At 42.3% G+C, this 12007-nt stretch carries 12 protein-coding genes and 1 riboswitch; of the genes, 7 read left to right on the top strand and 5 right to left on the bottom strand.

Annotated elements, in window-relative coordinates; all coding sequences use genetic code 11:
- Nucleotides 1–10 precede the first annotated feature (10 nt).
- Together ACQY3F_RS00770 and gnd are read right to left on the bottom strand one after the other, a co-directional pair.
- Nucleotides 11–583, bottom strand: coding sequence for a Uma2 family endonuclease (locus tag ACQY3F_RS00770; protein ID WP_428353035.1), 573 nt, complete (start codon nucleotides 581–583; stop codon nucleotides 11–13).
- A gap of 105 nt (nucleotides 584–688) precedes the next feature.
- On the bottom strand, nucleotides 689–2134 hold the full coding sequence (gene gnd, locus ACQY3F_RS00765) for a decarboxylating NADP(+)-dependent phosphogluconate dehydrogenase (protein ID WP_428353034.1): 1446 nt from the start codon (nucleotides 2132–2134) through the stop codon (nucleotides 689–691).
- Between the two features lie 734 nt (nucleotides 2135–2868).
- Between gnd and ACQY3F_RS00760 the strand changes: the two genes are divergently transcribed.
- Nucleotides 2869–3357 (top strand): YchJ family protein, encoded by a 489-nt coding sequence (locus ACQY3F_RS00760; protein WP_428353033.1) that lies wholly within the window; start codon nucleotides 2869–2871, stop codon nucleotides 3355–3357.
- A 99-nt stretch (nucleotides 3358–3456) separates the two neighbouring features.
- On the opposite strand, the gene ACQY3F_RS00755 is transcribed toward ACQY3F_RS00760, so the two are convergent.
- From ACQY3F_RS00755 to ACQY3F_RS00745, 3 genes are all read right to left on the bottom strand, one after another.
- Nucleotides 3457–3741, bottom strand: a complete 285-nt coding sequence (locus tag ACQY3F_RS00755; protein ID WP_428353032.1) for a type II toxin-antitoxin system RelE/ParE family toxin — start codon at nucleotides 3739–3741, stop codon at nucleotides 3457–3459.
- On the bottom strand, nucleotides 3734–3997 hold the full coding sequence (locus ACQY3F_RS00750; protein WP_428353031.1) for a CopG family ribbon-helix-helix protein: 264 nt from the start codon (nucleotides 3995–3997) through the stop codon (nucleotides 3734–3736). The genes ACQY3F_RS00755 and ACQY3F_RS00750 overlap by 8 nt, the downstream gene beginning before the upstream one ends.
- A gap of 94 nt (nucleotides 3998–4091) precedes the next feature.
- Entirely contained in the window at nucleotides 4092–4979 is an 888-nt protein-coding gene (locus tag ACQY3F_RS00745) for a fumarylacetoacetate hydrolase family protein (protein WP_428353030.1), read from the bottom strand.
- Nucleotides 4980–5782: 803 nt separating this feature from the next.
- A riboswitch (cobalamin riboswitch) is annotated at nucleotides 5783–6004 on the top strand.
- Nucleotides 6005–6207: 203 nt separating this feature from the next.
- On the opposite strand from ACQY3F_RS00745, the gene ACQY3F_RS00740 reads away from it, so the two are divergent.
- From ACQY3F_RS00740 to rlmH, 6 genes are all read left to right on the top strand, one after another.
- Nucleotides 6208–7485, top strand: coding sequence for an OprD family outer membrane porin (locus ACQY3F_RS00740; RefSeq protein WP_428353029.1), 1278 nt, complete (start codon nucleotides 6208–6210; stop codon nucleotides 7483–7485).
- A 257-nt stretch (nucleotides 7486–7742) separates the two neighbouring features.
- Nucleotides 7743–8372, top strand: a complete 630-nt coding sequence (locus ACQY3F_RS00735) for a substrate-binding periplasmic protein (RefSeq protein ID WP_428353028.1) — start codon at nucleotides 7743–7745, stop codon at nucleotides 8370–8372.
- Nucleotides 8373–8531: 159 nt separating this feature from the next.
- Nucleotides 8532–8996 (top strand): hypothetical protein, encoded by a 465-nt coding sequence (locus ACQY3F_RS00730; protein ID WP_428353027.1) that lies wholly within the window; start codon nucleotides 8532–8534, stop codon nucleotides 8994–8996.
- A gap of 59 nt (nucleotides 8997–9055) precedes the next feature.
- Complete coding sequence (locus tag ACQY3F_RS00725; protein ID WP_428353026.1) at nucleotides 9056–10789, top strand: putative transposase; 1734 nt, start codon at nucleotides 9056–9058, stop codon at nucleotides 10787–10789.
- A gap of 34 nt (nucleotides 10790–10823) precedes the next feature.
- Complete coding sequence (locus ACQY3F_RS00720) at nucleotides 10824–10952, top strand: hypothetical protein (protein WP_428353025.1); 129 nt, start codon at nucleotides 10824–10826, stop codon at nucleotides 10950–10952.
- Nucleotides 10953–10964: 12 nt separating this feature from the next.
- Complete coding sequence (rlmH, locus tag ACQY3F_RS00715) at nucleotides 10965–11432, top strand: 23S rRNA (pseudouridine(1915)-N(3))-methyltransferase RlmH (protein WP_428353024.1); 468 nt, start codon at nucleotides 10965–10967, stop codon at nucleotides 11430–11432.
- Nucleotides 11433–12007: the final 575 nt, after the last annotated feature.

Raw genomic sequence — 12007 nt, 5'->3', positions numbered from 1 at the left:
ATAAGTCAGGCTATTGTTGCTCATCAACAATATCCTCAAAAATATCAGTCATCTCAATAGAGACATCTAAGCTCACAAAATCACATACATCCTCAGAAGTATAAACATGTAGCAGCCAATCATTGTCCGCAGTACGGCGAAAAAATTCGACAGTACGGGTTTTAATATCGACCAAGACATACTCTTTAAGGCTGGCTATCTGCCGGTAAGCTGTAAACTTGGCACCTCGATCATAAGCTTCTGTAGAATCCGATAACACTTCTACAATTAGACTAGGAAATGATAAGAATTGATCAGCCTGATGGTCATTTTTATTACATGAAACTAAGACATCAGGATAATAAAATGCGTCCATAGCCCCAATGTGCAATTTCATATCAGACATATAAGCTCGACAGGGTGTGCCGCGTAAATGCTGTTTTAAAGCCGCAAAAACATTGCCTGCGACCTGCACATGCTCACGCCGCGCCCCTCCCATGGCAAAAATTTCACCATGATAATATTCATGCTTCTCTTCTTGCAATTCCTCCCAGGCAAGATATTCATCAGCAGACATAGTGCTAGCTTCGACAGCTGGGCCCATCAGAAATTCCTCTTATTTGAGAATGCAGTAGGAGCGATCTTTAACCGCGACTGATAATAAACCGATCGTTCCTAAAGTATTTTCTCGTTAGGTTAAGTGCTTTATTTACGCGTTATAAGTCGTTGATGCCATATTTCCGCCCGTGCCTGTCCAGTCGGTATGAAAGAATTCACCACGCGGCTTATCTATGCGCTCATAGGTATGCGCGCCAAAGTAATCGCGTTGCGCCTGTAACAGGTTCGCAGGTAAACGAGCACTACGATAACTATCATAATAAGCCAGTGCAGAAGAAAATGCGGGTGTTGGTACGCCTAATTGTACGCCCAATATAATAGCTTCACGCCAACCTTGATCGGCGCCAGCAACGGCATCTTTAAAATAATCAGCCAGTAATAAATTATCTAGCTCAGGATTTTTATCATAAGCTTGCTTAATATCATTGAGGAACTGGCTACGGATAATACAACCACCACGCCACATAAGCGCGATACCACCATAGTTTAATTTCCAGCCATACTCTGCTTCTGCTGCTCGCATCAGGCCAAAGCCTTGCGCATAAGACACGATTTTTGCTGCATAAACTGCATCGCCAATGGCCTTAATCATTGCTTGCTTATCGCCAGAAAAGCTTGCAGTGGATTGTGGCAAGATTTTAGACGCTTTAACTCGCTCTTCTTTTTGCGAGGAAACGCAGCGTGCAAAGACAGATTCTGCAATCAGTGTTAATGGAGCGCCTAGGTCCAGGGCATTAATTCCGGTCCATTTTCCGGTGCCTTTTTGGCCTGCAGTATCTAAAATTTTATCAACTAATGGCGCACCATCTTCATCTTTAAAGCCAAGAATATTCGTGGTAATTTCAATTAAGTAAGAATCTAAAACACCTTTATTCCATTCTGCAAATACGCTTTGAACTTCATCCGCGCTTAAGCCTAAGCCTTCTGAGAGTAATTGATAAGCTTCACAGATAATCTGCATATCGCCATATTCAATACCGTTATGCACCATTTTCACATAATGACCTGCACCGTTTTCACCCACCCACTGACAACATGGCTCACCGTCCACTTTTGCAGAAATGGCTTGCAAGATAGGCTTAACTATTTCCCAGGCAGATTTATTTCCACCCGGCATAATTGAAGGCCCGTGACGCGCACCTTCTTCTCCACCAGAAACGCCGGTGCCGATAAAGCGGATGTTTTTTTCTGCCAATGACGCTGTGCGGCGATTAGAGTCGGTATATAAAGAGTTACCGCCATCAATAATAATATCGCCCTCTGATAATAAAGGCGTTAGTTTATCAATATAACTATCTACCACATCACCCGCTTTCACCATTAACATAACAATACGCGGGCTTTGTAGGCTATCGACTAATTCCTGCAGAGAAAAAGCACCGGTTACTTGCGTGTCTTTGGCGGGACCACTTAGAAAATCATCCGTTTTTCCTCGCGAACGATTATGCACCGCGACTTTAAATCCGTGATCATTCATATTCAGGACTAAATTCTGTCCCATGACCGCAAGGCCAATTAACCCAATATCCGCTTTCATTCTTTTACTCGCTTAATTTTTCAATAACAATATGGAGGGGTGACTATGGAGTGTGCATATAATCTTGCTAACAAAAACGCAAACTACGTTTATGTTGACTCCTAAAATTCACATTGATAACACACTAGCCTGAAATAGCGCACTAAAATAGCGCACACAACAGATCATTTTAGTGCATTTCTGGTATAAAACCAAGCACTAGAAATCAGCTATCGTAAATCTGCATGATATTTAACCCGTGGGATAATATAGCAAATTAATGTTTTCAATATGAACTTTGAGCAGTAAATAAAGCAGGTTGTATGCCAACTTTTATATTACGCGGATAATCTACCGCAGTCATTGATGAAGTTTTATAATGAATAGCGTTGCGCTTGTCACTTGAATTCACCCAATTCAAATAGTTTCCTTTTAAGTAACAAAAATATAAACACTTGTTTTATATGATTTTGTTGCTTGAACCTGGTTGGCTTTCTGGCAAGGCTTTAAATGCTGATTACGTACAACTCTCAGCTACAGTAGAATAAACCTAGAAAAACAGCATGTTAAAAACCTCGTCATTCCCGAAGTCTACCCAGTCAAGCGTGGGCACAAGCTTTATCGGGAATCTGCACTAAACCCATGAGATTCCTGCTAAAAGCTTGCAGGAATGACGGAGAATGGCTGAGAGTCATGGGTAATCAGGAATAGTTTTGCTATTATAGAGACTCTCTTTGAACATTCACGGACAGCTTATGTCAACCGATGCGGCTCACTGCCTTTGTGGCAGCTCTTTAAACTATCAACAGTGCTGTGAATTATTACACACCGAACAAACGCAAGCCTTAACAGCAGAAGCCTTAATGCGTTCACGCTTTACTGCTTATGCAATGCATAATGCGGACTATTTATTAAAAACCTGGGATGCCTCAACACGTCCTGCCGAAGTTGATTTTTCTAAGGACACCGGTGAATGGACGCAGCTAGAAATTGTGATGCTTAAAAAGGGAGCAGCAAAAGATCACAAGGGAATTGTTGAATTTAAGGCCTATTTCACTGTGGATGGCGAACAGCGTGTTATGAACGAAATCAGCCGCTTTGTTAAACAACAGGGAAACTGGCTTTATCAGGATGGCAAGGTAAAGTCCATTGCACTAGACCATGGCTCATTTAATCAGGGTCTAAATGCCCCCTGCGCCTGTGGCAGTGGCAAGAAATTCAAGCGCTGCTGCGGTAAAAAGTAATCTAGCAAAGGGATCGCATATTTTCATCATAAGACTTAAGTTATAGCCCTTGCTCTACAGTGTTAGTTTACACACAATTTCTTATAATAATTGCGCCAACTACTTCAGCGCAATTCTCGAGTATGCCAGACGCGGAGGATATATACACTTATCATGGGTCAATTCATACCTCATTTCGTAATGCCCTATTAGCAAGCGGCGAACTTCTCGACCGTCAAATTCATCCAATTGCTCACCGATACGCGGTTGTTCAATAATCCTCTGTGGTGCTTTAGTTAGTGGTTGCACGGTTCTAGTAGCGGCTTTCCTGATCACCTGAGCTAAAAAATCAAACAACCGGTTCAAATCAGACAGTGCTTTACTGGTCCACTTGACGTTATGCATGCGGTATTGGTAGCGGCGTCTCAGTATCGAGACTCTCTGCCCACATTTGAACTTCTGAGTGATCAATAAAGAGACCTTGATCAACCTCAGCTAACGCTTCAAGGGTTAAGCGGTACCGTTCATCTTCCTGGGCTACCCAGGCAGCTAAAGCCTGCTTTACAACCCAGGCTTTAGGCCGGTCAATACGTTCCGCCAAGTCATCTACTTTTTCTGCCAGGGGTAGCGGAATGCGTGCCGTTAAAACGCGAGTTTCCATATCCCATCCTCTTGCTAAATTAATCGTTATTAATCATAATCAATCAATTTTATTTAAGCAAGATTTTTGTGCTGCAAATACATTCCCCACACACTCATGCTGGAATGACGGAAGCAAGAATAAAACCATCAGGCTCATTAATCACGGGATTAGTCAGTGAGCCAATCTTTTCAATTTCTATTTTCACCACTTGCCCAGCTTTCATATAGCCACGCGGCTTCATTTTAACCCCTACTCCACTCGGCGTTCCGGTAGAAATTACATCACCTGGCTCCAGAGTCATCGCCTGACTTAAATAGGCAATCATTTGATAAATATTGAAAATCATATGCTTTGTATTAGATGATTGACGTAATTCATCATCCACCCAGGTTTTTAATGTTAGCTGATGAGGATCTGCAATCCCATCTGCAGTCACTATCCACGGCCCCATAGGTCCATGGGTATCAAAAGACTTCCCTATCATCCAGGTCGGGGTACGAAATTGCCAGTCGCGCACGGTGACATCATTAACCAGGGTATATCCAGCAATCACCTCATGAGCCTTGTCCACAGACACATGCCGGCAACGCTGACCAATCACAAAAGCTAGCTCGACTTCATAATCCAGTTTTTCTGAAACCTTAGGTAAATGTATCGCATCACCATCGGCAATGACACAACTACTTTCTTTACTAAAGAAAGTCGGATACTGCGGTTTTTCCAAAGCTGTTTCCGCAATATGATCAGCATAATTCAAACCTATTCCTAAAAATTTTCCAGGCCTTGGAACCGGTGCCAGTAATTTCACTTCGTTGACTAACAAGCGTGCTTGCTGACTAGTAATTAATTGTTGCAGAGCATCTAAGGCAGGTTGCCCAGCCGCTAAGAATTCCAGCATGGATTGCGGGATATTGCTTTGCTGCATACTATCCACAACGAATTCACCCACAACAGCACCTACGCGACTAATACCCTGGTGTTCAAATGTTACTAATTTCATACCCATCCCATAAATAAATATTTATATAAAGGAATGTACACGAAATAAAATCTACAACAAGTAACGGAAGCAAAATTTTTCTTAATTACCCACAACCCTCAGCTATACTTCGTCATTCCTGCATGCTTCTAGCAGGAATCTAGTAACTTAAACATAGATTCCCGATAAAAGACTTCGGGAATGACGAGTTTGTTAACATGCTGATTATTCATGTTTTTTTTACTATGGCTGAGAGTCATACGTAATCGGGAAATTTTTTGAGGCTGTGATAATACTCAGTATAATCCCCCGCCTTATTAAGGAGGGACTAGAGGAGGCTTGGGGTTTAATATTAATCTAAGCAATATCAATGATGTATATATTTATAGACCCCTCCTCAATCCCCTCCGACAATGCTGTTGACTTAATAATAAGCTCCTTCTCCAGAGGGAGAAGGTTGGGATGAGGGGTTATCAATGTAAAATTTTTTTCTCCTCACCCAACCCCCTCATGCAAGAGAGCGTTTAAGTCAACAGCATTGATCCCCTTCAGAGGCTAAAAGCACAATACTTTCACAGCCTTTTTAGTCCCGCCTTTTCCCTGCTGGACTAAAGATTCCGCTTCCAAGTTGACTAAGGCGCCTGGGAATAAAAATCTTGTAAATGGCTAGATTAAAGCAAGGTTGGATTCAACACACACACACACACACACACACACACACACACACACACACATTAACATCTTGTGTTTATTTCCCAGACCAAAACAAATGCCAGTAAAACGACCGATACAAGTAAGAGTTGTTCTCATTTGCATTTAAACGTATAGTATCTTCTGTTTCAGGTATCTTGAATTATTCAAGATTAAAAGGGAAGTTGGTGCATGACACACATAAAACCAACGCTGCCCCCGCAACGGTAATTGAGTTAAAAATCTACTGACAGCCACTGTTCTTACATGAATGGGAAGGTGTAGGTTTTGGATATGATCGAATTAGATCGCATCCGCTCATCAGCCCGGAGACCTGCCTGAAATAGCCCCGGAAGACATTCATGTTTTCTGGTTTAACGAACTTGTGCGGGTGAGCACATTAATCAGGTACCTATTTATGAACACTTATCATTTTTTTCATGCTGTAAAACCTTATTTTCTTATTATTCAATTCAATTATTTGAGCGCAGTTGCTGCTATCGCAGACTAAAGCCTGCTCTACACATAATCTAGCGTTTAACTACGGATATTGAATAATATGCAGGTTTATTTTTATGCCTTGTTACTCACATTGATCTCGCTACAGACTGCTATTGCTGTAGATCAAGACACTGAGACTAAAACCCTTTACCCAGCGCCCAAAGAAGATTTATCTCCAGGAAGCCCCTACAATATTAATACATCGAAACGCGAAGAAGGCATCAAGCACGACTTAAAATATGATGGCTTTAATGGCTATATCCGTGGTGGGTATATTCAAACCAACAAGAAAAATGTCTCTAACCAGCAAGCTTATGGCCTGGGAGGAGAGTTTGCTCTGGGGGTTTCCTGGGGGACTTATTTCAAACTACATGCTAGCGCTTTTAGCGCAATAAATCCTGGTTTTAATAGCGGCAATAAAGACGAGATACAAGGGGATTTTTTTGACGCAAACAAAAATAGTTATATCACTCTGGGCGAAGCTGTCCTGACTTTATCCTATGCAGATTTTCAGGTACATATAGGGCCACAACGCTTTAACTCGCCGCATATGGATGAAGATGATTTACGCTTATTACCTAATATCTTTGAAGCTTATTTAGTCGACTACCATATTGATGATGAGTTTTATTTAGGCTCTGGTTTTGTACGCACCGCTAAAGGCTGGGAAAATAATGGTAATGCAGCTGATTTTGTCGATATAGGTGAAGCTTTTGGCGGCACTGGCTCGCAATCCTGGCTAGCATGGGGGAAATATAACCAGGGTTATATCAGTGCCAGTGCCTGGTACTACTACATTAAAGATGTGCAGCAAATTTTCTTTACTGATATCACTTACCAGAATAAATTTAATGATATATTTTCTTATAATATCGGTGGGCAATTTGACCTGGGTCGCTCGGTAGGCAAACAGTCTATTGGTAAAGTTGATGCGAATACGTTGGGAGTATTTGCCTCGTTAAGCGCTTATGGCCTTACCTTTACCACCGCTTATAACAAAAACTTCGGTCAGTCAGCTGCCGTGAATAGTGTCGGTGGCGGTCCATTTTTTACATCTATGGAAGAAACTACTTTAGATGCGGTGAGTGGAGCAAATGCTCAGGGTTTATTATTGACCCTAGATTACCAGCCAATAGAAGAACTGGTGATAGGCGCAGCTGCAGGTGACTTTCAAGCAGGGAACTCCAATGATTTTCATACTCAAGAGTTCAATACCTATCTTAGCTTTCAGTTCAAGCGCATGCTTACTGTAGACTTTATGTATGCGTATATTAAAAATTTACTATCCTCTCAGAAAACCGAGCAAATTAGAGTGATTCTGGGCTATCAATTTTAATGACAAAGGAGCGAGGATTTAATAATATCCGCAAGTATGACGCAGGATTCTGGCATCACAGGCGTGCTAGGAAAACAGACGCATAGCCAGCTAAGTAACAGTTTCTACAACGCAGACGACGGATAAAAAGACCAGCCAGTTGCTTAAGTTATTTCATGCGCGTTGCTAAGTTCCAAAGCAGGTAAAATGGCCGAAGAGTTTAATTCATACTAGAATAGAGCTAAACTCTGATACATATTCCAGCCCTTTATAGACCTATGATTATGCGCCCAGCTCTGCTTCTGCTATTACTCAACTTATTCATCTCCACCTGTGCAGCTCAGGCTATCAGTATTGTTAGCAGCCAATGGCCGCCTTATGTTGATGATTCCCTGCCAGAAAAAGGTCTGGCGGTAGAACTGGTGAATAAAGCTTTACAAAGAAAAGGCTATCAGCCTACCTTGCATATTTATAATTGGCAACGTGCTCTGGAGGGAGTTGAAATAGGCGTATTTGATGCCACTTGTGCAATATGGAAAACTGCCGAGCGTGAACGTAACTTGATGTATAGCAAACCTTACCTGACCAATACCATCAGCTTTATCAAGAAAAAATCTACTCCTGTCGAGTACCACGGCCTTGCGGATTTACAGGGGCTAGTGATTGGTGTGGTGCGTGATTACGCTTACGACGAAAACTTCAATAAATCTCGCAGACTCATTAAAATCCCGGCAAATTTCAGTGTGCAAAATTTACAAAAACTGAATAATGGCACCATAGACCTTACTCTAGGCGATGAACGTGCGATTAACTATACCCTAGAGAAATTTTTACCCACGCATGTGAATGCCTTTGAATTTGTAAAACCTGCATTAACTTTCAAAAAACTCTATCTTCAGACATCTTGATTCGCTATCCTGAAAGAAATCCATTAAAACTTAAACTAGGCAATATAATTAAAGGGTTAGGGAATTATTGTCAAATGATTGATATTTTCAGCTAAAGAAATGAAAATGGTACTCATTTAGGTTAAACTAAGCCCTCATATCATACGAGGTATTCAATTAATGCAGCAACTCATGCTCCCAATAATTCCTCAGGGTACGACTATTATAAATGGTCAGGTCAGTGTTGATAACCGAAATGATGAGTGGTTTTATTTCCTCGGCGGTATCCCGATCTATTCTCACCAGGCTGACAATAAGAGATTATTTAGACTTCACACCTCTCAACTCATCAATACCGGTTCCTGTCGTTCAATCGATATTATTACAACCTTTGGTGTCTCTAAAAGTAGTGTTATGCGCTCATTAAGGCAACTACGAGAAAAAGGGGCTGATTCGTTTTTTGAACCTCGCCCGACTCGCAAGGGAGGACCACTCTTTACGCTTGAGGTTTTGCAGCAAGCTCAGGAATATCTGGATCAAGGTATGACGCCTAACGAAGCCGCTAAAGAATTAGGCATCCGGGCAGATACCTTTCGCAAGGCGATCAGTGATGGACGTTTAAAAAAAAGTCTGCCGCATCAATAGACCCCAATGATGGCAGTACCAAATCAGCCCGTGATATTATAGATGCCAATGCAGCCGATGTGCTTGGTACGGCCTGCACTCGAGTAGAAGAGCGAATCCAGGCTGCTTTGGGTGAGCAGGAAAAGGGAGCCTCAATCGAATTCGAATCCTGTTTAGATGTTCCTAAAGGCGGTGTGTTATGTGCATTGCCCGCGTTACTTAGCAATGGCTTATTAAATGACATTGAGCACCACCTTGGCAAACTGACAGGTTATTATCAAACCTTTCATATCCTATTGCTACTCGCCTTTATGGGACTATGTCGCATCAAAAATGCCGAACAACTTCGCGAGCATGCACCGGGTGAATTCGGCAAACTACTTGGCCTGGATCGGGTTCCCGAAGTGCGCTGTTTAAGAACCAAAGTAAAAGGACTGTCTGATCCAGAATCAGTTGAAAGCTGGGCGGCCGACCTCAGTCGACAATGGATGGAAAATGAACCAGAGGCAGCAGGAACACTCTACATAGATGGTCATGTCCGTGTCTATCATGGACACTTGACTAAACTTCCCAAACGGCATGTTTCACGCGAAAAACTCTGCTTACGGGGTATCACCGACTACTGGGTTAATGATGGTACGGGGCGTCCCTTCTTTGTCGTTGAAAAAACGGTGGATCCGGGCTTACTAAAAACGCTGGAAGAAGATATCGTCCCCCGATTACTCAAAGACATTCCGAATCAACCGAGTGCACAAGCATTACAGCAAAACAAACAAGCCTGTCGTTTTATCCTGGTGTTTGATAGAGAAGGCTATAGCCCCGCATTCTTTAGAAAGATGTGGGACAAGCATCGTGTCGCTTGCATGACCTATCATAAATTTCCCACCGAAAATTGGCCACTGGACAATTTTTCCAGTCAGGAGATCACACTACCGAGTGGTGAAAAAGTCATCATGAAACTCGCCGAACGAGGCAGTCTGGTTGGAACCAAAAAACAGGCGATGTGGATGAGAGAAGTGCGCAAGTTGACTGATTCTGGTCACCAAACCAGTATTATTACCACAGCCTATGAACTAGAGTTGACGGCTGTTTCTGGGCGAATGTTTAGCCGGTGGTGCCAAGAGAACTTTTTTAGATATATGAAGCACCACTATGGGCTAGATATGCTACAGGAGTATGGAATAGAGCCACTATCCGATACCCAAAAGGTGGTCAACCCTGATAGGCGCCAACAGGAAGGACAGCGTAATTCGATACAATCCAAACTCAATTACCGTCTATCTCGATTTGCAGCGATGGAACTTCATCCGGTGATTAAAAAAGATGAAACGGAAGATGTGAAATACAAGAAATGGGAAAGAAAACGAGCAGAATTACTCGAAGAAATAGAGCATTATGAAAATGAACTAAAAACCATCAAGGAAAAACTAAGCCAAACGCCCAAACACATTACCTGGCAAGAGTTGAGAGACGAAGATAAGTTCGAACAGCTTCTGCCAGGGAAAAAGCGGCTGATAGATACTGTCAACATGATCGCTTATCGGGCAGAAACAGCAATGGCCGCTCTGCTAACCTCACCGACAATCGACTTTCCGATGGCAAGGCAACTATTACAAACGCTGTTTGTGACAGAAGCAGATATATTACCCGATGAAGTAAAAAAACAACTTCGGATACGTGTGCATAGTACTTCCCGACCTGCAAGTAATAAAGCAATAGAAAAGTTATTTGAACAACTCAATCAAACGGAACTCAATTATCCAGGAACCGATCTGCGCTTAATTTATGAGCTGACTTCATCCGCAAAAAATTAGGAAATGGTCTCAAATTAGTTTCGTCTGAATCAAGATGTCTGATCTTGCCGTCAGTCGCTCGAATAAAAATGCGCAGACTATTATTGATGATTTTAATCAAGCGATTATTGAAATGCAGCAGGATGGTAGTTATGACCAGATTGTTGGTCAATATAAGTACTAGCTCAAAATCACCATGCAGATCTATTTAATAAGCGTAGGCCAGAAAATGCCCGGTTGGGTAAAACAAGGCTATGAAGAATATAGCAAACGCATGCCCCGGGAATGTGAATTGATTGTAAAAGAAATTGCAGCGGGAAAGCGTGGTAAGAACAGCGATGTTAAACGTATAGTCCGCGATGAGGGAGAAAGAATGCTCGCCGCTACCCCAAAAAAATGCCATATAGTCACACTGGATGTGCCAGGGAAAGCCTGGTCCACAGATAATCTGGCAAGTGCTATGCGAGTCTGGTTAGACAGTGGCCAGGATATCGCCCTGATGGTTGGCGGACCGGAAGGTCTGGCTGATTCAGTAAAACAAGCTGCGCAACAATCGTGGAGTTTATCTAAACTGACCTTTCCACACCCTCTGGTACGCATCGTTGTCGCAGAACAAATCTACCGCGCCTGGAGCATTATTAATAATCACCCTTATCACCGTTAATATTGCTTTGTGCATGACTGATTTAGTATAAAAACAGGGTAACTACTCAGCGTATCTGAGTAGTTACAAAAATAGATTGTATATTTCTAGCCAGGCACCTGAGAAGCAGTTATTTAATAAAATAACATCATGATAGAACAAGCGTTTGTAGGATGGGCAAAGGAGGTACGACGTGCCCATCATGTTTTCGTTGATCCTAGAAACCGCAGTTGAGCAGGGATTTTGTGGAAAATCTGAGTGCGAAAGACAAGGCACAGCTAGCAGGCAATGGCCGTAGCCCTTGGCAATAGCTGTAACGCAGTATTTCGCGCTCAGATTTATTCACAAAACCGTGAAGCGGAGTCTGTTCACCCTGCAGGTGATAAGTTGTTACGGTCATTATGTTTTATATTCAAATGCTTAGAGTTTTTCTTAGCGTTCAACTGCGGTTTTTAGGTTGATGGGCACGGATGAAGCCCTTTGCCCATCCTACAGTGTTTATTTTGCTGTAACTACTCAGCATGTCTGAGTAGTTACAAAATATGTTTTATTTTTGATAAAATATAGAATGGTCTCTTCTTCTAAGAAACGCGCTA

This window comes from Methyloprofundus sp. (genome assembly GCF_965251085.1).
Classification (GTDB): Bacteria; Pseudomonadota; Gammaproteobacteria; order Methylococcales; family Methylomonadaceae; genus Methyloprofundus.
The sequence above is the reverse complement of the archived record's forward strand: the minus strand, read 5'-3'. Positions and strand labels throughout refer to the sequence as shown.

Excerpts from the sequence above, each read along its gene's own strand:
- ACQY3F_RS00760 (WP_428353033.1), top strand. The coding sequence starts at position 2,869 with ATGTCAACCGATGCGGCTCACTGCCTTTGTGGCAGCTCTTTAAACTAT.
- ACQY3F_RS00770 (WP_428353035.1), bottom strand. The coding sequence starts at position 583 with ATGGGCCCAGCTGTCGAAGCTAGCACTATGTCTGCTGATGAATATCTT.
- ACQY3F_RS00720 (WP_428353025.1), top strand. The coding sequence starts at position 10,824 with ATGTCTGATCTTGCCGTCAGTCGCTCGAATAAAAATGCGCAGACTATT.
- ACQY3F_RS00750 (WP_428353031.1), bottom strand. The coding sequence starts at position 3,997 with ATGGAAACTCGCGTTTTAACGGCACGCATTCCGCTACCCCTGGCAGAA.
- rlmH (WP_428353024.1), top strand. The coding sequence starts at position 10,965 with ATGCAGATCTATTTAATAAGCGTAGGCCAGAAAATGCCCGGTTGGGTA.
- ACQY3F_RS00745 (WP_428353030.1), bottom strand. The coding sequence starts at position 4,979 with ATGAAATTAGTAACATTTGAACACCAGGGTATTAGTCGCGTAGGTGCT.
- ACQY3F_RS00755 (WP_428353032.1), bottom strand. The coding sequence starts at position 3,741 with ATGCATAACGTCAAGTGGACCAGTAAAGCACTGTCTGATTTGAACCGG.
- ACQY3F_RS00735 (WP_428353028.1), top strand. The coding sequence starts at position 7,743 with ATGATTATGCGCCCAGCTCTGCTTCTGCTATTACTCAACTTATTCATC.
- ACQY3F_RS00740 (WP_428353029.1), top strand. The coding sequence starts at position 6,208 with ATGCAGGTTTATTTTTATGCCTTGTTACTCACATTGATCTCGCTACAG.
- gnd (WP_428353034.1), bottom strand. The coding sequence starts at position 2,134 with ATGAAAGCGGATATTGGGTTAATTGGCCTTGCGGTCATGGGACAGAAT.
- ACQY3F_RS00730 (WP_428353027.1), top strand. The coding sequence starts at position 8,532 with ATGCAGCAACTCATGCTCCCAATAATTCCTCAGGGTACGACTATTATA.